This window comes from Curtobacterium sp. C1 (assembly GCF_021049325.1).
Taxonomy (GTDB): domain Bacteria; phylum Actinomycetota; class Actinomycetes; order Actinomycetales; family Microbacteriaceae; genus Curtobacterium; species Curtobacterium citreum.
The window spans coordinates 676,478-696,539 of record NZ_CP088076.1; the positions used below are offsets into that span (position 1 = coordinate 676,478).

The 20,062-nt window shown below is 72.6% G+C and carries 23 protein-coding genes; 12 read left to right on the forward strand and 11 right to left on the reverse strand.

Annotation, left to right across the window (positions count from 1 at the left end):
- The 4 genes from LQK89_RS03440 to LQK89_RS03455 all read left to right on the forward strand — a co-directional run bounded on the left by LQK89_RS03440 (nucleotide 1) and on the right by LQK89_RS03455 (nucleotide 4,949).
- A complete protein-coding gene (locus LQK89_RS03440; RefSeq protein WP_431831434.1) occupies nucleotides 1-894 on the forward strand; it encodes a carbohydrate ABC transporter permease in 894 nt (297 codons plus the stop codon).
- A gap of 32 nt (nucleotides 895-926) precedes the next feature.
- Nucleotides 927-2,831 carry a glycoside hydrolase family 127 protein gene (locus tag LQK89_RS03445; RefSeq protein ID WP_231050210.1) on the forward strand — a complete coding sequence of 635 codons (1,905 nt, stop codon included), beginning with the start codon at nucleotides 927-929 and terminating at the stop codon, nucleotides 2,829-2,831.
- A gap of 83 nt (nucleotides 2,832-2,914) precedes the next feature.
- Entirely contained in the window at nucleotides 2,915-3,136 is a 222-nt protein-coding gene (locus LQK89_RS03450) for a LacI family DNA-binding transcriptional regulator (RefSeq protein ID WP_144802728.1), read from the forward strand.
- A gap of 46 nt (nucleotides 3,137-3,182) precedes the next feature.
- Complete coding sequence (locus LQK89_RS03455; RefSeq protein ID WP_217508270.1) at nucleotides 3,183-4,949, forward strand: hypothetical protein; 1,767 nt, start codon at nucleotides 3,183-3,185, stop codon at nucleotides 4,947-4,949.
- 91 nt (nucleotides 4,950-5,040) lie between these two features.
- On the opposite strand, the gene LQK89_RS03460 is transcribed toward LQK89_RS03455, so the two are convergent.
- Genes LQK89_RS03460 through LQK89_RS03470 form a run of 3 tightly spaced genes read right to left on the reverse strand, consistent with a single transcriptional unit; the run spans nucleotide 5,041 to nucleotide 6,595 of the window.
- Nucleotides 5,041-5,385 carry a hypothetical protein gene (locus tag LQK89_RS03460; RefSeq protein WP_114848836.1) on the reverse strand — a complete coding sequence of 115 codons (345 nt, stop codon included), beginning with the start codon at nucleotides 5,383-5,385 and terminating at the stop codon, nucleotides 5,041-5,043.
- Between the two features lie 11 nt (nucleotides 5,386-5,396).
- On the reverse strand, nucleotides 5,397-6,038 hold the full coding sequence (locus LQK89_RS03465; protein WP_231050211.1) for a hypothetical protein: 642 nt from the start codon (nucleotides 6,036-6,038) through the stop codon (nucleotides 5,397-5,399).
- Nucleotides 6,035-6,595, reverse strand: coding sequence for an RNA polymerase sigma factor (locus LQK89_RS03470; protein ID WP_231050212.1), 561 nt, complete (start codon nucleotides 6,593-6,595; stop codon nucleotides 6,035-6,037). Before LQK89_RS03470 ends, LQK89_RS03465 begins: the two co-directional genes overlap by 4 nt.
- 211 nt (nucleotides 6,596-6,806) lie before the next feature.
- Here LQK89_RS03470 and LQK89_RS18020 point away from each other — a divergent pair, with 211 nt between their 5' ends.
- Entirely contained in the window at nucleotides 6,807-6,935 is a 129-nt protein-coding gene (locus LQK89_RS18020; RefSeq protein ID WP_257222040.1) for a hypothetical protein, read from the forward strand.
- A gap of 37 nt (nucleotides 6,936-6,972) precedes the next feature.
- The gene (locus LQK89_RS03475) at nucleotides 6,973-7,866 is read left to right on the forward strand and encodes a serine hydrolase domain-containing protein (protein WP_231050213.1); all 894 of its coding nucleotides are present in this window, start codon (nucleotides 6,973-6,975) and stop codon (nucleotides 7,864-7,866) included.
- Between the two features lie 88 nt (nucleotides 7,867-7,954).
- On the opposite strand, the gene LQK89_RS03480 is transcribed toward LQK89_RS03475, so the two are convergent.
- Nucleotides 7,955-8,302, reverse strand: a complete 348-nt coding sequence (locus LQK89_RS03480) for a hypothetical protein (RefSeq protein WP_231050214.1) — start codon at nucleotides 8,300-8,302, stop codon at nucleotides 7,955-7,957.
- A 2-nt stretch (nucleotides 8,303-8,304) separates the two neighbouring features.
- Here LQK89_RS03480 and LQK89_RS03485 point away from each other — a divergent pair, with 2 nt between their 5' ends.
- Nucleotides 8,305-9,285, forward strand: a complete 981-nt coding sequence (locus LQK89_RS03485) for a response regulator transcription factor (RefSeq protein ID WP_231050215.1) — start codon at nucleotides 8,305-8,307, stop codon at nucleotides 9,283-9,285.
- 18 nt (nucleotides 9,286-9,303) lie between these two features.
- Here the strand turns inward: LQK89_RS03485 and LQK89_RS03490 are convergent, their stop codons facing one another.
- A complete protein-coding gene (locus LQK89_RS03490) occupies nucleotides 9,304-10,785 on the reverse strand; it encodes a glycosyltransferase family 2 protein (protein WP_331000569.1) in 1,482 nt (493 codons plus the stop codon).
- Between the two features lie 125 nt (nucleotides 10,786-10,910).
- Between LQK89_RS03490 and LQK89_RS03495 the strand changes: the two genes are divergently transcribed.
- The gene (locus LQK89_RS03495) at nucleotides 10,911-11,591 is read left to right on the forward strand and encodes a hypothetical protein (RefSeq protein WP_231050216.1); all 681 of its coding nucleotides are present in this window, start codon (nucleotides 10,911-10,913) and stop codon (nucleotides 11,589-11,591) included.
- A gap of 36 nt (nucleotides 11,592-11,627) precedes the next feature.
- Here LQK89_RS03495 and LQK89_RS03500 read toward each other — a convergent pair whose 3' ends face one another.
- Together LQK89_RS03500 and LQK89_RS03505 are read right to left on the reverse strand one after the other, a co-directional pair.
- Nucleotides 11,628-12,314: a hypothetical protein gene (locus LQK89_RS03500; protein ID WP_058741169.1), complete on the reverse strand. Its 687-nt coding sequence runs from the start codon at nucleotides 12,312-12,314 to the stop codon at nucleotides 11,628-11,630.
- Complete coding sequence (locus tag LQK89_RS03505; RefSeq protein WP_231050217.1) at nucleotides 12,311-13,897, reverse strand: sensor histidine kinase; 1,587 nt, start codon at nucleotides 13,895-13,897, stop codon at nucleotides 12,311-12,313. The genes LQK89_RS03500 and LQK89_RS03505 overlap by 4 nt, the downstream gene beginning before the upstream one ends.
- Nucleotides 13,898-13,938: 41 nt before the next feature.
- Here LQK89_RS03505 and mtnN point away from each other — a divergent pair, with 41 nt between their 5' ends.
- From mtnN to LQK89_RS03520, 3 genes are all read left to right on the forward strand, one after another.
- Nucleotides 13,939-14,649: a 5'-methylthioadenosine/S-adenosylhomocysteine nucleosidase gene (gene mtnN, locus LQK89_RS03510; RefSeq protein ID WP_231050218.1), complete on the forward strand. Its 711-nt coding sequence runs from the start codon at nucleotides 13,939-13,941 to the stop codon at nucleotides 14,647-14,649.
- Between the two features lie 368 nt (nucleotides 14,650-15,017).
- Nucleotides 15,018-16,967: a potassium transporter Kup gene (locus LQK89_RS03515; RefSeq protein WP_174778851.1), complete on the forward strand. Its 1,950-nt coding sequence runs from the start codon at nucleotides 15,018-15,020 to the stop codon at nucleotides 16,965-16,967.
- Nucleotides 16,968-17,100: 133 nt separating this feature from the next.
- Nucleotides 17,101-17,325 (forward strand): hypothetical protein, encoded by a 225-nt coding sequence (locus LQK89_RS03520; RefSeq protein WP_231050219.1) that lies wholly within the window; start codon nucleotides 17,101-17,103, stop codon nucleotides 17,323-17,325.
- A gap of 121 nt (nucleotides 17,326-17,446) precedes the next feature.
- On the opposite strand, the gene LQK89_RS03525 is transcribed toward LQK89_RS03520, so the two are convergent.
- Nucleotides 17,447-18,325, reverse strand: coding sequence for a DUF808 domain-containing protein (locus LQK89_RS03525; RefSeq protein ID WP_144802703.1), 879 nt, complete (start codon nucleotides 18,323-18,325; stop codon nucleotides 17,447-17,449).
- A 42-nt stretch (nucleotides 18,326-18,367) separates the two neighbouring features.
- Nucleotides 18,368-18,673, reverse strand: a complete 306-nt coding sequence (locus tag LQK89_RS03530) for a hypothetical protein (protein ID WP_231050220.1) — start codon at nucleotides 18,671-18,673, stop codon at nucleotides 18,368-18,370.
- 65 nt (nucleotides 18,674-18,738) lie between these two features.
- Between LQK89_RS03530 and LQK89_RS03535 the strand changes: the two genes are divergently transcribed.
- The gene (locus LQK89_RS03535) at nucleotides 18,739-19,008 is read left to right on the forward strand and encodes a hypothetical protein (protein WP_058741162.1); all 270 of its coding nucleotides are present in this window, start codon (nucleotides 18,739-18,741) and stop codon (nucleotides 19,006-19,008) included.
- Here LQK89_RS03535 and LQK89_RS03540 read toward each other — a convergent pair.
- Nucleotides 19,005-19,442, reverse strand: coding sequence for a VOC family protein (locus LQK89_RS03540; protein WP_144802697.1), 438 nt, complete (start codon nucleotides 19,440-19,442; stop codon nucleotides 19,005-19,007). The two genes, LQK89_RS03535 and LQK89_RS03540, sit on opposite strands and share 4 nt — an antisense overlap.
- A gap of 38 nt (nucleotides 19,443-19,480) precedes the next feature.
- Nucleotides 19,481-20,044: a TetR family transcriptional regulator gene (locus tag LQK89_RS03545; protein ID WP_144802694.1), complete on the reverse strand. Its 564-nt coding sequence runs from the start codon at nucleotides 20,042-20,044 to the stop codon at nucleotides 19,481-19,483.
- Nucleotides 20,045-20,062 lie beyond the last annotated feature (18 nt).

Genomic DNA, 20,062 nt, shown 5'->3' on the forward strand with positions numbered 1-20,062 from the left:
ATGGCCACCACGACCGTCACCCGTGCCGTCACGACCCGGACCGCCCGAGGGGGCCGGCAGCGCGCCACGGCGACCCCGCCCGCCGCGAAGCGGTGGTGGCGGACCGCCCTCGGCGTCGTCTTCACCGCGGTGATGCTCTTCCCCGTCTACTGGATGGTCAACGTCTCGCTCACCCGCGACCAGGACATGCGGAAGAGCCCACCGAACCTCATCCCGATCGACGGCACCCTGCACGGCTACAGCACGGTGCTCGGCCAGCAGCTGCCGTTCCTCGGCACGAGCCTGGTCGTCGGCCTCGGCACGGTCGTCCTCACGCTCGCGCTGTCCGCTCCGGCCGCGTACTCGCTCGCCAAGCTGCAGCCGCGTGGCGGCGGGGCGATGAGCTTCGTGCTCCTCATCGCGCAGATGATCCCCGCGATCATCATGGCGATGGGCTTCTACACGATCTACGTGCAGCTCGGGATCCTCGACACCGTGTGGGGACTGATCCTCGCCGACTCGACGATCGCGGTCCCGTTCGGCGTGCTCATCTTCACCGCGTTCATGCGGGGGATCCCGGACGAGCTCATCAACGCCGCCCGGATCGACGGGGCGAGCACCTGGCGCACCTTCACCTCGGTGGTCATGCCGGTCAGCCGCAACTCGGTCGTGACGGTGTCGCTCTTCAGCTTCCTGTGGGCGTGGTCCGACTTCCTGTTCGCCAACACCCTCGACGGGGGCGGTGACGCGAAGCCGATCACGCTCGGCATCTACGCCTACATCGGCAACAACAACCAGGAGTGGAACTCGATCATGGCCACCGCCGTGGTCGCGTCGATCCCCGCCGCGGTGCTCCTCGTCCTCGCCCAGCGCTACGTCGCCGCTGGGGTCACCGCCGGCGCCGTCAAGGACTGACGCCCCCGTTCCCCACGTCCCAGGAGGACATCGTGACCATCACCCACACCACCGTCCCGGCCGGACCGGTCGTCCCGTCCACGGGTGCACTCCGACCGCTCCCGCTCGGCGACCTGCGCCTGACCGGCGGCTACTGGGCCGAGTGGCAGCAGCGGAACGCCGACACCGTGATCCGCCACTGCGAGACCTGGATGGAGCGCATCGGCTGGACCGGCAACTTCGACGCCGCGGCGACGGGGGAACCCTTCGACCACGCGGGCATCGAGTTCGTCGACTCCGAGGTCTACAAGCTCCTCGAGGCGATGGCATGGCAGCTCGGCGTGCAGCCCGACGACGACCTCGCCGACCGCTACGAACGGCTCGTCGAGCGGGTCGCGGCCGCGCAGGACGCCGACGGGTACCTGCACACGAGCTTCGGCCGTGCGTGGCAGCGGCCCCGGTGGTCCGACCTGGAGTGGGGCCACGAGCTCTACTCGATGGGTCACCTCCTGCAGGCTGCGGTCGCGCGGTTGCGCACCGCCGGCGGCGGACGGCTCGTCGACGTGGCGATCCGCGTCGCCGACCACCTGGTCGACGTGTTCGGGACGGGCGGACGGGAGGCGGTGTGCGGGCACCCGGAGATCGAGCCGGCCCTCGTGGAGCTCGGCCGGGCGACCGGCGACCACCGGTACGTCGACCTGGCGCGGACGTTCGTCGAGCGCCGCGGGCACGGGCTGCTCGCGCCGATCGAGTACGGCCAGGAGTACTTCCAGGACGACGTGCCGGTCCGTGACGCCGACGTGCTCCGCGGGCACGCCGTCCGGGCGCTCTACCTGGCGGCCGGTGCGGTCGACGTCGCGGTCGAGACCGGCGACCGGGAGCTCCTGCGCGCGGTGGAGACCCAGTGGACGAACACCGTGGCGCGGCGCACCTACCTGACCGGGGCGATGGGGGCCCACCACCAGGACGAGGCGTTCGGGGCCGACCACGAACTGCCGCCGGACCGCGAGTACGGCGAGACCTGTGCCGCGATCGCGTCGAACATGCTGTCGTGGCGGCTGCTGCTCGAGACGGGGGCGTCGAAGTACGCCGACCTCATCGAACGCACGCTGTACAACGCCGTGATGGTCGCCCCGCGCGAGGACGGCCGCGCGTTCTTCTACGCCAACACCATGCACCAGCGCGTCGAGGGGACCGTCCCGCCCGAGGACGAGGTCAGCCGCCGCGCGCTCTCGAGTCTCCGTGCACCGTGGTTCGAGGTGTCCTGCTGCCCGACGAACCTGTCCCGGACGCTCGCGAGCGTGCAGACCGTGTTCGCCACCGTCAGCGACGACGGCCTTCAGCTGCACCAGTACGGCGACTACGAGGTCGACACCGTGCTCGGTGACGGGACCCGCGCGGCGTTCTCGGTCCGGTCGGACTGGCCGCGCTCCGGACGGGTCGAGGTCGTCGCCACCATCGACGGCGACGAACCGGTCGCGCTCCGGCTGCGGGTACCGTCCTGGTCTTCGGGCGCCACGCTCGACGTGGCTGGCCAGGCGGTGCCCGTGGAGGGCGACACCGTGACCGTGACCCGGCGGTTCGCAGCGGGGGACCGCATCGTCCTCGACGTCCCCGTCCGAGCCCGGATCACCGTGCCCGACCCGCGCATCGACGCCGTCCGCGGCACCGTCGCCGTCGAGCGCGGGCCGCTGGTCTACGCCCTCGAGTCCCTCGAGGCCGGCACCGACGTCCGTGACGTGCTCGTGCCCACCGGGGCCGAGCCGGTCGACCACGGCGCCGATGACGTCCGCCTGCCCGTCCGGTCCCTCGCGGCACCGGAACCCGACGGGCTGCCCTACGGACCGGGACCCGTCGCGCTCCCGGTGGACGGCCCGCGCGAGGTGCGACTCGTGCCCTACGCGACGTGGGGCAACCGCGGTCCGTCCACGATGCGTGTCTTCCTGCCCGTCGGGTAGGCGAGCCGCGGAACGGAAGCCGTCCCGTGCCTCCCGTCCGCACCACGGCGACCGCCTGGCGGGCGATCACAGAAGGAGGAGCGATGACGCTCGACCGCGCCGGGAAGCCGACCATCTACGACGTCGCGACCGTGGCGGGCGTGTCCCACCAGACGGTCTCGCGCGTCCTGAACTGCCCGGAGACCGTGCGACCGGTGAACCGCCACCGCGTCCTCGCGGTCATCGCGTACCTGGGCTACGAGCGGAACGCCGAGGCGGAGCGCCTCGGTCGGCTCCACAAGCACCCCGCCGACGACGCGGAGTGACCCACCAGCGTTCCGGGACCACCCGGAGCACCACGAGGAGGAAGCAATGACGCATCTTCGAACACCGCTCCGACGCACCCGTCGGGGCCGACCGACGAGGACCACAGCAGTCCTCGCCGCGCTCGCCGTCGCGGGGACCGCAGCCCTCGGGCTCGGGTCGACCGCACCCGCCTTCGCCGCGGGGAACACCCTGACGGTCAACGTCGGCACGACCGTCCGCCCCGTCACGCACGTCGCCGCCGGCGGGCTGTACGGCGTCGACACCGGCAGCACCCCGCCGCTCAGCCAGCTCTACCCGCTGCACGTCAACACGTTCACGCAGCCGCCGCCCGGCACCCAGCAGCTCGGCAACGGCGCCACGCACCCCTGCTGCGACGGCCTGCAGGTCGCCGGCAAGGTCACCGACGCCGGCGGACAGCAGTACCTCCGACTGCCGGACATCTTCAGCACGTTCCCCTACGACTGGGTCAGCTGGGCGGACTGGGAGTCGAAGATCAAGACGATGATCACGGCGCGGGTGAACGCAACCAGCACCACGAACATCGCCGGGTACGAGATCTGGAACGAGCCGGACGCCAACTGGACGACCAGCACGAAGAACGACCCGAACGCCGGCAGTTACCTCGACATGTGGACGCGGACCTACCGCGACATCCGCGCGATCGACACCCTCACACCGATCATCGGACCGGGCGCCAGCAGCTACAGCCACGACTTCATGCTCTCGTTCATGACGAACGCGAAGAACACGAACACGCTGCCGTCCGTGGCGGTGTGGCACGAGCTCGGCGACTTCAGCTACCAGGACGTCCAGGCGCACGTCGCGGACTTCCGGAGCATCGAGGACTCCCTCGGGCTGCCGCACATCCCGATCTCGATCAACGAGTACGCCTCGCCCGGGCAGGTCGACCAGCCGAGCATCGGCGTGCACTACATGGCCGCGTTCGAGCGTGCCGGCATCCACGACGCCGAGCGGGCCTACTGGTACGAGGCCGGCACGATGGACGGGTTGCTGTACAACGACCTGCCCACGGCGTCCTACTGGGCCTACAAGTGGTACGGCGACCAGTCGGGCAACGTCGTCCAGACCGTTCCCCAGTCGTACCTGGACGGTGTCGCATCGTACGACGCCAGCCGGAAGCAGGTGAACGTCGTCTTCGGCGGCGACAGCGGCTCGAACACCGTCAAGGTCAACGGTCTGTCGGGTCTCGGCAGCCAGGTCTCGGTGCAGCTCTCGTCGACGAACACGACCGGGCGCACGACCAACCAGACCGCCCCGAACCTCCTGTCGACGACGACCTACAGCGTCGTCGACGGGTCGATCACGGTGCCGGTGTCGAACATGGACGCGGTGGCCGCCTACCAGCTGCTCATCACGCCGACCACGGGCGCGACGACGTACCAGCAGACGTACGAGGCCGAGAACGCGACGGTCGTGAACGCGTCGCGGCTGTCCTCGTCGACGGCGTCGAACGGCGGCTACGTCGGCCGCATCGACGGCTCCGGTGATGCCCGGACGGACAGCTTCGTCGACTTCCTGGTCGACGTACCGACCGCGCGGTCGTACACGATGACCGTCAAGTACGCGAACGCGACCGGTGCGAACGCCACCCAGGGGCTCGCGTACAACGGCGGCGGGTTCTCCACGGTGACGTACCCGCCGACCACCGCCGGCTGGGGCAACCCCACCGGCAGCGTCGACGTCACGGTGCAGCTGCGGGCCGGCTACAACGTGATCCGACTCGCGAAGGGGTCGCCGAACTTCGCGGGCGGCACCGGGTACGCCGAGCTGGACAGCATCCACCTGCAGTAGGGGCGCTGTGCTTCGACGGGTCCGTTCCTCCTCGGGACGGGCCCGTCGCGGGTGTCCGTCACGGCGGCCCCCGCACGGCTGCGGGGAGCCGTCACCCGACGACCGTACCGCCGTCCTCCACCACCCGGATCGTCACCGTGATCAGGTCCGCCGACGGCCCCGGCACCCCGTCGACGACCTCGCGCAACCGCTCCCCGACCTCGCGCAGGGTGTCGGGCGCCGGCCGCCGGTCGTCCACCGCGATGTGCGTGGTGAGCCGGAGCGTGGTGTCGAGCCGGTCGACGTCGACGAGCACGTCGGGCTCCCGCAGCGAGAGCGCGACCGCGACGGCCTCGGCGGCGGCGTGCACCGCGGACCGGGGCGCGTGCACGCCGACGACGCCGGGGACGGCCCGGACGGCGGCGGTCAGGTCGCGGGAGAGTGCTTCGTCGTCCACGGTGCTGCTCCTCACGGCAGGAAGACGTCGTCGAACCGGACGTCGATCGACGCGACGGTGAGCTCGGTGTGCCGCTCGAGCGCGCGCGTGACGGCGAGCCGGAGTCGCTCTGCGGTCTCCTCGGCGGGGTGTCCGTAGACGAGCCCGGCGGTGACGGAGACGGTGATCGGGGCGCCGGGGACGTCGAGGTCGCCGGACAGCGTGCAGCGTCCCATCACGACCCCGCCCATGGTGTCGCCGGCCCGCCGCACGATGCCCTGCACGGCGGCCTCGGTCATCGACAGGCGCAGCCGCGGGTCGGGGTGGGAGACCGGGACGTCCCGGCCGGACCGGACCTCGGCGCGGATCGCCTCGAGCAGCCGGTCGACCCAGCCGGTCTCGCGGTCGGACTCACCGTCGGCGCGGTGCTGCAGGGCGTCGATCGAGAGCTCGCGGAGCCGCTGCATGTTCGAGAGCGCGAGGCGGCACGCGGCGGAGCCCTCGATCGACGGGTCGATCGGGTTCCGTCCGCGGTCGAGGTACTCGGCGAGCTCCTCCATGGAGTGGCCGTCGAGATCGTCGTCCGGCACGGACAGGTCGTCGTCCGGCAGGGGCAGGTCGTCGTCGGGCACGGGCAGGTCGTCGTCGGGCACGGGCAGGTCGTCCTGGTTCATCGCCATCCCTCCATCTCCGCGGAGAGGAACCGTCGCGCTCGGGCGAGCAGCCCGCGGACGGTGGTCACGGGCAGTTCGAGTTCGTCGGCGATCTGCTGGTAGCTGTAGCCGGCGGTCTCCCGGAGCAGCCAGCACCGACGCTGGTCGACGGGCAGCCGGTCGAGCGCGGCCCAGACGGCGTCGAGCTGCAGTCGCGTCTCGACGATGCGCTCCGGGTCCCGGGCGACGTGGGTCGGTTCGGCGACGTCGTCGTCGAGCTCCTCGTGGTGCCGCCGTCGCCGCAGCCGGTCGAGGGCCTTGCGCGTGACGATCTGCATCATCCACGAGCGGAACCGCGCGGGCTGCTCGAGCTCCCCGAGCTTCCGCCACCCGGTCAGGAAGGACTCCTGCACGACGTCGTCCGACTCGACGTTCGACGCGAGGACCTGCTCCGCGTACACGCGCATCACCGGACCGTGGCGCCGGGCGAGGACCTCGAACGCCAGGACGTCCCCGTCACCGGCGCGCGACACGAGGGTCGCGTCCGATGCGTGGAGCAGGGGGTCGTCCTCGGGCACACCCCGAGCCAACACCCCGCGCCCGCGGGGACGCCGGACGCTGCCGTGCCCCGTACGGACACGCCGCGGATCGGTCATTTCGTGACAGAACGCGCGCTCGGGACGTCCTCCTGTCGACATGCACCACGAACCCGCACCCGAACCCGGCACACCCCACCGTCCCCACGACGTCGGCGGTCCGCCGTCCGACCCAGTGGTCCGCGACCTCTGCATGAGCGTCTTCGACCGCTGGCGCTGCGCGCTCGCCGACGGCCACGAGGGCCTCCACGCCGCCGAGGTCGAGGGCTCGTCGACGTCGTGGAACGACGCCGCGTCCGGGCGCCGGCTCCGCGGACTCTGACGCGCGCCGCGGCCGCGGGTCCGCGATGATGGCCTCCGTGCACCCCGCCCACTCCGACCGCGCCGACGCCGTCCTCGACACCCTCGTCGCCCACGCCGACCGGACCGGCTTCCGCGCCCACGGCCTGCACGTCCGGATCGGTGACGAGACGGCCGAGCACCACTGGACGCCTGACGTCCGCCGCGAGGTGCACTCGATCGCGAAGGGCGTCGCCGTCCTGGCGGTCGGCATCGCGGCGGACGACGGCCTCGTCGACGTCGACGCACCGGTCGTCGAGGCGATGGCGTCCGCCCTGCCGGGCACCGCGTTCGGCCCGGGCACCGGCGAGGTCACCCTGCGGCACCTGCTCACGATGACGAGCGGCATCGACATGCCCTGGTCGGCGACGGAGCTCACCGAGTGGCCGGACCTCGCCGCCGAGTTCCTCGCCCGGCCCGCACGCGGCCGGGTCTTCCAGTACGCGAACGTCAGCACGTACACGGCGATGCGCGTCCTCGAGACCCGGGTCGGCGACGTCGGCGCGTTCGTCGCGGACCGCCTGTTCACGCCGCTCGGCGTCGACGGCGTCACCTGGGAGCGCTGCTCCCGCGGGTTCGTCGCCGGCGGGGCCGGCATCGCGCTCCGCACCGAGGAGGTCGCCCGCCTCGGCCGCCTGGTGCGCGACCGCGGCGTCGTGGACGGACGGCGCGTCGTCGGGGCGCGGTGGTGCGACGCGATGCACACGGACTGGGTCGTCCGACCCGACGCGGACCCCGGCTACGACCGGTACGCGATGGCGGGTTGGGGCGGGCCAGGGCGGCTCTGGCGCCTGCACGGCGCGTACGGCCAGCTGGTCATGTCCGCCGCCGACGCCGTGGTCACGGGCACCGCCGACGACCACGGCGGGGCGGACGCCTTCGCGGTCGCCGTGGACGCGGTGCTCGCCTCCTGACGGCGCGTCCCGTCACCGGGGCGGGGACCACCGGACGGGAGGCACGTGGCGGGGCCGCACCGTGCCTCCCGGCCGGTGGGTGGTCGCGTCACGCGACGGGCGAGGCGAAGGCGGCCCCGGCGGACGCAGCCGAGCCGTCCCACCCGGTGGCACCGGCAGCGACGGCTGCGCGGAGCGTGGCGTCGCCCGTCCGCGAGCCGTCGCAGACCACGCGGACGCCGAGCGCGCGACCGACCCGGACGATCGACGCGACGGCGGCGGCGTCGCGGTCCGTCAGGGACGCGACCAGGAGCACGTCCGGGGCCGGCGCGAAGCCGCGGAGCGCGGATCCCCAGGTGTCCGCATGCAGGAGGGTGCTGCAATACTCCTCGGAGACGAGCCACCCGTACCGCTCGGCACGGTCGTGCGCGTCCAGGACCACCAGCGTGCCGTTCACGGGTGACCACCGTGGCGGGGGAGGGGGACTCCGTCGTGACGGACCCGGGACAGGAACGACGCGTCGCCGTCGTCATCGAGGACGACCTCGACATCCGCTACCTGCTCGAGCAGGTGCTCATGCAGGCCGGCTTCTCGACGGTCAGCACCGGCAACGGCGAGGACGGCGTGCGCGCGGTCCTCGCGCACGAGCCCGTCGTGACGACGCTCGACGTGTCGCTGCCGGGGATCGACGGCTTCGAGGTGGCGCGACGCATCCGGGAGTCGAGCAGCACCTACATCGTGATGATCTCGGCGATGGGTGACGAGATCGACATCCTGCAGGGCCTCGAGGCCGGTGCGGACGACTACCTCGTCAAGCCCTTCCGGCCGCGGGAACTCCGGGCCAGGCTCGGGGCGATGCTCCGGCGTCCGCGCATCGCGGAGCCCGCGGCGCCCGAGGTCGGCGACCCGGACGGCACCGGTCCGCTCGCCGCGAGCGAGGTCCCGGTCGCGTCCGCCGCGCCCTCGGCCGTCCTGTCCGTCGCGACGGTCACGCCCGAGGTCCCTGCCGCTTCGGCGGCCGCGGACCCGCCGACCTCGCCCGACGGCCCGGCGTCGCCGGCTTCGCCGGTCGGTCCGGCCGACGTCGACGGTGCGTGGGTGCACCACAACGGGCTCGCGATCGACCAGGAGGCCCGGCTCGTCCGGGTGGACGGCGTCCCGGTCGAGCTGACCAAGACCGAGTTCGACCTCATCGCGACGCTCGTCGAGACCCGTCGCCGCGTCCGGTCCAAGGCGGACCTGGCGCTGGCCGTCCGGAACGACGCGTACGTCACCACCCACTACATCGGCGACGCCGACCGGCGGAACGTCGAGGTGCACATGGCGAACCTGCGACGCAAGCTCGCCGACGACCCGAACGCGCCACGCTTCGTCGTGACGGTCCGGGGCGTCGGCTACCGGCTGACGGGACCCGGGGACCCGGGGTTCGTCGCGGAGTGAGCGGGGAGGCGGCATCCGTCAGACCCGGTACCCGAACTGGCGGCGGAGCAGCTTGCCGACCATCCCGAGGGTCTGCATCGCCGTGATCACGGCGAGCACCGGCCATCCGAACCACAGGATCGTGGACTGCGCGACGACGTCGAGCTGCAGCCAGCCGTACACCGCGGCGGCCATCACGAGCAGGACGATCGCGACCGGTGCCAGGTGCGCGTTGCCCGAGCCGCGCTCGGCCTTGGCCTGCTCGGCCCAGTTGTCGGTCTGCTTCTTGCTCGCGAAGCGGGTCCACGCACGCAGGAAGTGGCCGAGCCGGATCCACATGTAGACCTCGGCCGGGGCGATGAGCGCCGCGAACAGCACGTCGCGCCACGTGCGGTGCTTCATCGACGCGACGACCCGCAGGTTCAGCGCGACGGCGACCACCGGCGGGACCAGCCACAGCGGGCTGAACACGAACGCGTGGATCGACAGCGACGCGACGAGCAGCAGCACGAAGAGCACGCGCGTCAGGAAGTTCATCGCCATCGAGGCGTGCTCGACCCAGCGCAGGCGCAGGTTCGGGTGGAACGGCTGCCCCTTCGTGTCGCCGCGCTGCCCGGGCCACATGAGCTCGATCGCGCCGAAGTTCCACTTGACCTGCTGGGCGTCGAGGCCGCGCAGGGTGTGCATCCCGCCGACGTCGGCGCGGGCGCGGGCGCTGATCTTGGTGAGGTACCCGGCGCTCTTCACCTGGAGCGAGAGCAGGGAGTCCTCGACCTCGCTGTCCTTCACCCACGGCGAGCCCTGGTGGTTCGCGTCCATGACCTCGTGCAGGGCGCGCATCGAGAAGATCGAGAACTGGCCGCCGAGGACCGCCATGTTCCGGCCCTTGAGCATGTTCTGCATGTTGAACGCGGCGAACTGGGCGCGCTGCCCAGCGATCAGGAAGCGCTGCACGGGACCGCGGAAGGGCCGGTCGTCGATCGAGTAGATCGCGGAGATGCCGCCGATGCGCGCATCGGAGACGATCTCCTGCGCCAACCACTCCACGGCGTCCGGGTGCGCCGTGGTGTCGCCGTCGACGCCGAGCATGTAGTCGCAACCCTCGATGAGGCTGAAGCCGTAGTTCAGGGCCCCGACCTTCTTGTCCGGGTTCTCGCCGATGTCGTGCACGTAGACCTCGGTGCGCTGCTCCACCCCGTCGTGCTCGACCACGTGCGGGCCGGCGAAGTCCGCGGCGACGTCGAAGGTCCGGTCCGTCGTGTTGTTGATCACGACGTGCACCACGTCCGGCAGCCGGGTCTGCTCGAGGAGCGAGGTGAGCACGGCGGCGATGCTCTCCTCCTCGTTGTAGGCCGGGATGACGCAGCCGATGGACGGGCGGTACTCCGGCAGCGCCTGCAGGTCGTCGAGGACCGACGCGGCCAGCTCGGGGTCGTGGCGGCGGGTGTAGCGGCTGCGGTCGGCGGCGGTCGAGGTGGTGGGGACGGTGCGGGTGGCCTCGGTGGGTCGGGTGGCGGACACGGGGTGCTCCTGATCGTTCGGGTCGATGCGGTTGCACCGAGTCTCCGGGCCGCCGCTCTGCGCCGGCGCTACCATGGCGCAGCGGATCCTCAAGATCTGCTCTGGACGCAGGAGCGGGGGCGACGATGACGGTTCGGCGGGGGTCGGACGTGCGGCGGCCGACGATGGGGCGTTCCGTCGTGGCGCGGGCTGCGGCCGTGTCGGCGCTCGCGGTCGGTGCGGTGCTCGTGCTCGCCGGGTGCGGGACGCCGCCGTGGGAGGTCGCGGCATCGGCGTCCGCGTCGGCATCGGGGGCACCGTCCGCGTCGGGGTCCGGGGCGCCGTCGCGCACGCCGTCCGCGACGCCGTCCGCCGTCGGCGGGGACCTGGCCTCCGGGGCGGCGAGCCGGACCCTGCAGGCCGGCGACCTGACGGTGGACGTCCGCTACTGGTCGACCCTGCCGATGGACGAGTGGACCCCGGGAGCGGACAAGCCCCTGTCGATGTCCGTGACGACCCGGTCCGGCGGCGACGCCGAGGTCCGGCTCGTGCGGGCCGCCGTCGCCGTGTCGTACCGGACGGGGTCTGGCGCCGACGTCGCGTCGGACGGCTCGCCCGCCGAGCAGGCGGACGGACAGGGCTTCGCGGTCGCCGCACCGCAGTCGTGGTCCGGGACGTTCGTGCTCGGGGCGGCGCCCGCCGAGGCCGCGCGGCTCCGGGCGATCGTGACGCTCGTGTTCACCGAGACCACGGCGGGGAGCGGCGGCGCGACGGCACAGCAGACCGCGACCGACACGCTGTCGATCGACCTCGCCCCGGCGGGCTGACCGCACGGAGGTCGGGCGGTCGCGGGGCGTCGGCTGTCAGTCTTCCCGCTCGAGGTCGTCGAGCCGGTAGCCGAGGTCGTCGGTCGAGGTCGTGCGCCAGGTCGCCGTCGGCACCGTCGGGACGCGGTCCGGTGACACCGCCACGAGGGCCGTCTCGACCTCGGCACGCCAGGCCGTCAGGTCGCACTCCTCCTGCCGGACGAGCGCGACCACCCGGTCGTGCTGCTCGGTCCACAGGGGGGCGTCCGGGGGGACGACGCCCCGGAGTGCCCGGGCGAGGGCAGCACGAGCGGCGTCGACCGTCTCGGAGCCGAACGCGGTCCCGAGCTGCGCGGCGTCGCCGACGGTCACCGCGAGGCGGACGACCGACACCTGGTGGTAGTCGGCGCGGTCGAGCATCCGCAGCGCCGCCGGGAGCGCCTCGGCCCGCTGCGGGACGCCGTCGCCCGCGGCCGCCGCCATCCCCGGGCGGACGCGGAGCACCGTGCAGACGAGCCCGACCGTGAGCAGCACGACGAGCCAGACCACCAGCACGCGGGTGGCGGGTCCGGCGAAGAGCGCTGCGGCGATGCAGACGAGGAACGCCCCGACGATGCCGACCGCCGCGTCGAGGGCACTCCGGGGGACGTCCGGCCGTCGGGCGCCCGAACGACGGCTCACCAGCGCGGTGGCGAGCAGGACGAGGCCGCTGCCGACCGCGGTCCAGAGCAGGTAGGGGTTCACGCCAGGGCCTCGGTCCGGTCGGGTCCCGCTGCCGGGATCGTCATCGTCGCGGTGGTGCCCTCGCCGAGCACACTGAGCACCGTGAGGTCCCCGCCGTGCCGCCGGGCGATCTGCCGGCAGATGGCGAGGCCGAGCCCGGTGCCGTGGATCCCGGTGCTCCGGACGCTCTCGGCACGGAAGAACCGCTCGAACAGCCGGTCCTGGTCGGCGTCCGCGATGCCGATCCCGTCGTCGCGCACGATGAGCCACACGAGGTCGCCGACCGCGTGCGCCCCGATCTCGACCCAGCCACCGTCGTGGTTGTACTTGACGGCGTTGCTCACCAGGTTGTCGACGACCTGCCGGATGCGGAAGGCGTCGGCGACCACCGTCACCGGGGACGCCGCCGCGCTCGTCCGGAGCGTCACCCCGGCGGCGCGGGCGGCGGGCTCGGCGGCCTCGACCGCGGCGTCGACGACCTCGAGCAGGTCGCACGGTGCGAGCACGAGGTCGACGCGTTCCTCCCGGGCCGCGTCGAGGATGCCGCCGACGAGCTCGACGAGTCGTTCGGCGTTGCGGGAGGCCACGTCGAGCAGGCGCTCGGCGTCCGCGGGCAGGCCCTCCACCTCGCGCGCGAGCTCCACGGAGCCGAGGACCGCCGTGGTCGGTGTGCGGAGCTCGTGCGACACCGAGGCGACCAGGTCGTCCCGGGCCTGCAGGGCGCTCCGCTCGGCGGTGACGTCCCTCGCCACGAGGACGCCGCCCCCGCCGCCCTCGTCGGGCAGCAGGCGCGTGCTGACCGTGTACGTCCTGGCCCGACCGTCCTCGCGCCGGACCGGCACGAGCTCCTCCTCGAGCTCGGCGCCGTCCAGGGTCCGCCGCACGAGCGACCCGACCCCGTCCGCCGTGGTGCGGGCGGCGAGGTCCCGGGCGGCCGCGCCGCTCCGCCCCGCGTTCGTGATCGTGGTGTTCCCGTCCGCGTCGAAGGCGAGCACGTCGAAGTCCACCGAGTCGAGGACCGCGCGGACGAGCTCTTCGCGCGCGGTCACCTCGTGGAGTCGTCGCCGCAGCAGTGCGGCCTGGTCGTGCAGGAGCTCCTGGCGCGCGCGTCCCCGTCGGGCGAGGGCGGCCGCCGTGCCGCTGACCGCCGCGATCACGAGCGGCAGCGACACCAGGCGGGCGGTGTCACCGGAGTCGATCGCCGCCCACTCGCCCGGTGCGCCCACCCAGAGCAGGCCGACCGCGAACGCCGTGGTCGTCGCTGCGCCGGGGAAGCCGAACGCGTAGCCCGCCCAGAGCGCGGGGAGCGTGAACAGTGCGCTGACGCCGATGGACGGCACGTCCCCGCGGATCAGGGCGATCGCGGCGACGTCGACCGCGAGCACCACCGCGAACCACCGCGGGTCGACCGTCGCGGGCACCGCCGCCGTGACCGCGAGGGCAGCCAGTGGCAGCGCGGTCCCCACGGCGGCGAGCACGCCGACCGACTCGCGGTCGACGACCAGCACGAAGGCGACGACCGGCGTGATCCCGGCCACCACGGCGAGCTGGTTGCGGAACGCCCGCAGGCCAGCCCGCTCGTCCCGGTCCGTGCGCATCCCCATGCGGACATGCTGGCACGCGCACGGCGTGGGAGGATCGTCCGGTGCACCAGGAGTCCCGACCCGTCGCCGTCGTCATCGCGGCCATGAGCGAGGAGCTCGCCGCCGTCGCCGACCTGTTCGGCGGTGTGGTCCTGCAGGACGGTCCCGTGGGCGGACACGACGAGCACCACCTGCTCGACGTCAGCGGTCGGACGGTCGCGCTCCGCCGCAGCGGCATCGGGTTCACGAACGCCACCGCCGCCGTCGCCCACTGCTTCCACGACTTCGGCGCCGTGCCCGTGATCAGCGTCGGCACCGCCGGTGGGCTGATGCGCGGGATCGCCATCGGCGACGTCGTGGTCGGCGACCACTACGTCAACGTGAACGCGGACGCGACCGCCTTCGGGTACGCACTCGGCCAGGTGCCGGGCATGCCGCCTGGGTACGCGCCGGACGCACGGATGGCCGCCGTCGCCGCTGCGGCCGAGACCCCGTACCGGGTGCGATCGGCCACGATCGGCTCGAGCGAGGTGTTCGTGACCGAGGGGCGGGCACGCGTCCTGCGCGAGGCGTTCCCCGAGGTCGCGGCCGTCGACATGGAGTCCGCGGCGATCGCCCAGTTCGCCCACGTGCACGACATGCCGTTCGTGTCGATCCGCGGGATCAGCGACCTCTGCGCGCCGGACGGCGACGAGTTCAAGGAGCACCTCGACGACGCGTCCGCGCGTGCCGCGCGCGTCGCGCACGACGTCGTCACCGACCTGACCGCCTGACGGGCCGACGTCCGCGCCGGACCGGGCCCCGTGCCTCCAGGCCCATGGGGGTGCCGCGTCAGCGGCGGCGCCTGCTCGCGATGAGCCCGCCGAAGACCAGCACGACCGCGATGACGAAGACGATCAGCTGGGCTGGTTCGAAGCCGTCGAGGTTCATGGTGTGCTCCTCCCGCGCGGGTCCGCGCTCTGTTCGTCGCCGACGGTAGGACGCCGTTCCTGTACGCGTCGAGGTGTCGGGGTACAGCACACTGCAGGCCGGTCTCCGCACGGCTGTCCTCAGGTGGAGGTCGCCTGCGAACCGGAGGCGCCCGTCGGTGCGATGATGATCCGCGGTCGTCGCCCGGACGACCCTGACGGAAGAGACGCGCGTGACCGAGACCCGCTCACCGTCGCCCACCACGGACACCGTGGCCGACGACGGCCACGTCCCCGGCAAGGGCGTCGTCGCGCTGGCACTGGCGGCGCTCGGCGTCGTCTTCGGCGACATCGGCACCAGCCCGCTCTACGCGCTGCGCACCGTCTTCACGATCGACGGCGGCATCGTCAAGGCGACGCAGGAGGACGTCTACGGCGTCATCTCGATCATGTTCTGGAGCGTCACGGTCGTCGTGTCGATCAAGTACGTGCTCGTGCTCATGCGGGCCGACAACAACGGCGAGGGCGGGGTGATGGCGCTCGCCGCCCTCGCACGGCGGCTGTACGCCGAGCGTCGCGGCGGGGCGACGATCTTCCTGGTGATCGGGATCATCGGCGTCTCGCTGTTCTACGGCGACTCGGTGATCACACCGGCGGTCTCGGTGCTCTCCGCGGTCGAGGGCCTGTCCACCGCGGCCCCGTCGGTCGAGCACCTGATCGTCCCGATCGCCGCGGTGATCCTCGTGCTGCTGTTCTTCGTCCAGCGGTTCGGCACGGGCAAGGTCGGCAACCTGTTCGGTCCCGTGATGCTCCTGTGGTTCGTCGTGATCGCGGTCGCCGGCGTGCCGCACATCATCGCGCACCCGGGCGTCCTGCAGGGGCTCTCGCCGACCTGGGCGATCGCGTTCCTCGTCGCGCACCCGTACATCACGTTCGTCGCGATGGGGGCGGTCGTCCTCGTCATCACCGGGGCCGAGGCGCTGTACGCCGACATGGGGCACTTCGGGCGTCCCGCGATCCTGCGCGCGTGGTTCTTCGTGGTGTTCCCGGCGCTCGTGCTCAACTACCTCGGCCAGGCGTCGCTCGTGCTCGAGGACCCCTCGGCGGCGAAGGACCCGTTCTTCCTGCTGTTCCCCGACGGTCTGCGGCTCCCCGTCGTGGTGCTCGCCACCGCGGCCACGGTGATCGCGAGCCAAGCGGTGATCAGCGGGGCGTTCTCGCTGACGCGGCAGGCCGTGCAGCTCGGGCTGCTGCCGCCGCTGACGATCCGGCAGACCTCGCGCGAGGAAGGCGGCCAGATCTACCTGCCCGCCGTGAACCTGCTGCTGTTCATCGGCGTGATGGCGATCATGCTGGCGTTCCGGTCGTCCGCGAGCCTCGCGACCGCGTACGGGGTGTCCGTCACCGGCGCGCTCGTCGTGGACACCCTGCTGCTCCTGCTCGTCGTGAAGCCGCTCTGGCAGTGGAAGACGTGGAAGCTCGTGCTCGCCGCGGTCGTCTTCGGTGGACTCGAGCTGACCTTCCTCGCCGGCAACCTGTCGAAGATCCTGCACGGCGGGTGGGTCCCGCTCCTCATCGCCCTGGCCGTCATCACGCTCATGACGACGTGGCGCCGGGGTCGGCAGCTCGTGCAGGAGGAACGCAAGGAGCGCGAGGGATCCCTCGCCGAGTTCATCGAGCGCGTCAACACGAAGCACATCCCGCGGGTCGAGGGGATCGCGATCTTCCCGCACCCGAACAAGGAGACCACCCCGCTCGCGCTCCGGGCGAACGTCGAGCACAACCACGTGATGCACCGGACCGTGCTCATCGTGTCCGTGCTCACCGCCAACGTGCCGCACGTCCCGCACGCCAAGGCGTTCTTCCGCGACGACCTGGGCTACGAGGACGACGGGATCGACCACATCACCGTGAAGTTCGGGTTCTCGGACGACCAGGACCTGCCCCGTGCCCTGCACGCCGCGTGCCTGGCCGAGGTGCTGGACATCGACCCGGACGAGATGCAGCACGCGTCGTACTTCATCTCCCGCGGCGCACTCCGGCCGCAGCCGGGCAACCGGGGCATGGCGCGCTGGCGGAAGAAGCTGTTCGTGGGGCTCGCGCACAACGCCGCCGACCCCGCCGCACGCTTCGGACTACCGGCGCAGCGCACCGTGACGATGGGCAGCGACGTCGAGATCTGACCGCGGCAGTGGGCTGCGTGCCGCGGTGCTGCTCGTTGCTCCGATGCTGGGCACCGTCCAGGCGGACGGCGTAGCGTCCGGGCAGTCGTTCCGCCATCCGGGCTCCTGCGGCACCGAGCGGAAGCTGCCCCCGATGGCACACGTGCACCCCCTCACCTGGCGACAGGACTCCGCGACGGCGTGGTCCGCGCTCGACGGCGAGACCGTCCTCGGGACCATCGTGCTCGAGCGGCAGTACGAACTGGCCTCGGCCGACAACTCCGTCCGCGGGTCGCACAGTTCGCTCGGCAGCGCGCAGGCGCAGCTCGAGGCCTGGTACCAGTGGTCGACGGCGTCGCCGGGCGACGGCGGGCGCTGAGGCGCGTGCGTGCGGCGCGCGGCGTATGTCGAGCGGCGCGCGCGAGTCCACGTGCTCAGCGACACTTCACGCGCACTCGCGGCCGTGAGGTGTCGCTGAGCGCGTGAGGTCGCCGCCGCCGTCAGTGCGAGCGGCGGCGCAGCCGACCGACGCCGAGCACGACGCCCACGACGACCATGCCGAGCACGAGCCCGAAGACGGCGGACACGGCCGTGTCGACGATCCAGGTGACGACCGGGCCGGCGGCCTCCACCGCGTGTTCGACCAGGTGCAGCAGGTCGTACGGCCCGGACCAGAACGTCTCGGCGAGGTTCGCGATCACCAGGTGCCCGCCGACCCAGAGCATCGCCACGGTCCCGACGATGCTGATCACGCGGAACACCGTCGGCATCGCGGCGACGATCCGGGCGCCCGCACGTCGGGTGCGGCGCGACTCCTGCTTCATCATCTGCAGGCCGATGTCGTCGACCTTGACCAGGAGCGCCACCGCGCCGTAGACGAGCGCGGTCATGCCGGCGCCGATGAGCGCGAGGGCCCCGACCGTCGGCCAGAACCCGAGGCTCGTGTCCAGGCTCGCGAGCGCGATGAGCATGATCTCGGTGCTCAGGATGAGGTCCGTGCGGATCGCGCCGAACACGAGCTTCGGCTCGGTCGTCGGCTGCTCGTCGCCGTGCGCCGCGTGGTGCACCCCGAACCACTCGGTGACCTTCTCGGCGCCCTCGAAGCACAGGTACGTCCCGCCGATCACGAGGAGCCACGGGAGCACCCACGGCGCGAAGGCCGACAACAGCAGGGCCAGGGGGATGATGATGACGAACTTGTTGAACAGGCTGCCCAGGGCGATGCGCCCGACCACCGGCAGCTCGCGCGCGGGCTCGAGGCCCTGCACGTACTGCGGGGTCACCGCGGCGTCGTCGATCACCACGCCGGCGGTCTTCGCGCTGGCCTTGAGGGCCGCGGAGAGGATGTCGTCCACCACGGCGAGCAACCCGACTGACATGATCCTCAGACTACTGGGACGGTACCTGGGGCTCCGCCTGCGTCAGGCCGTCGTCCGCGCCGTGATCGTCCCGGGTCCGAGGGGCAGGGAGCCGCCGCGGTAGCGCAACGTCTGCGCCGTGCGGACGGTGGCCCGTGCGGCGCCGAACCGCCAGACCCGGTTGTACAGGTAGACGCCCACCTCGGTGTCGCCGGACTCGGCGACCGCCCACGTGCCGGTGCCCCACTGCGCGGGGTGCCCGACGCCGTCGATCGTCACCGTCGGGCGGGCACCCCAGGTGCACCAGGGCCGGTCGATGGTGAGCGTGATCCGGCGCCTCGTCGTGCCGGACGGCTGCGGGGCGTCCATGCGCTCAGGCTACGGGGTGCCGCGGTCCTGAACGGCCGCAGGATCGGCGTCCGTATGCTCGCGACATGGCTGACTTCTCCGCTGCACAGGCCGCCGTCGTCCGGATCGAGCGCGCCGAACCCGGTCGCTGGGACCTCTCCGTCATCAGCGACGCGGGGGTCGCGATGGGGCACGGCGTGTACCTGTTCGACGCGGCGCAGGACGACGCCGAGGACGAGCAGGCCGCGGCCCTCGACTTCGTGCGCGAGTACGGCTTCCGGTTCGAGCGGGACGCGGTCGTCGCCGACGGTCCGGACGCGTTCTGGGCCCCGCTGCTGCCTGCCGACGCCGCCTAGGAGCCGGCCAGGGCCGGGCCGGTCGCCGCTGCGGACGCCTCGAAACCGATCAGCCACGTGACCCCGAAGGCGTCCCGGACGACGCCGTCCCAGTCGCCCCACGGTCGTTGCTGCAGCGGGTCGACCACGGTGCCGTCGGTCGCCAGCTCCCCGAACCACCGCCGCAGGACCTCGGGCTCCGCCGCGCCGAGCAGGGAGAAGAGCAGGCCCGACGCCGCGAAGGACTCGTCGTCGGGGCCGGCGTCCGCCGCGAACAGCCGGAGACCACCGACGAGCTCGCCGTGCGCCACGGCGTCGGCCGGACCGTCGTCCCGGGAGAAGTCGGCGTAGGTGGCGATCCGGAGCTCGCCGCCGAAGACCCGCTGCCACCGGGTGAGCGCCACCCGTGCCGTCCCGGGGAGCAGGAAGTACGGTGCCGGTCCGCTGACGTCCATGCGCCGACGCTACGCCCGGTCGTCGGGGACCGCGAGCCTCAGGCGAGCATCGAGAGGGCACGGTCGACGGCGTCCTCGGGGCGTCCGTCGCCGTCGACCGCCCACCACGTGAGCGCGGCGCTCGCGGCGGCGACCAGGACGTTCGCCCGGACGACCACCTCGAGGTCGGTGTGCGACCGCCCGTCCCGCTCCGCGACGAACCGGACCACGGTCCTCGTCAGGGTGGCGATCGTCTCCGCGCCGACCAGACCGAGCGACGGCTCCGCGCGGATCACCCGGAGTCGGTGCCGCGTCGTCTCGACGACGTCGTCCGGGAAGGTCGCGCCGATCCGGTAGGCGGCACGCAGGGCGTCCGCGGACGTCTCGTCCGCCGGGCGTTCCCGCAGCGCCGCGGTGAAGCGGTCGGCGAACTCGTCGAGGCCGCCCCAGACGAGCGCGGCCTTGCTCGGGAACAGGCGGAACAACGAACGACGGCTGACCCCGGCGGCCGCCGCGACCTCGTCCATCGAGACGGCGTCGAAGCCCTGGTCGTCGAACATCCGGAGCGCGACGAGCGACACCGCGTCCGGATCGATCGTGCGCGGGCGACCGACGGCTCCCATGGCATCCTTTCGGCACTG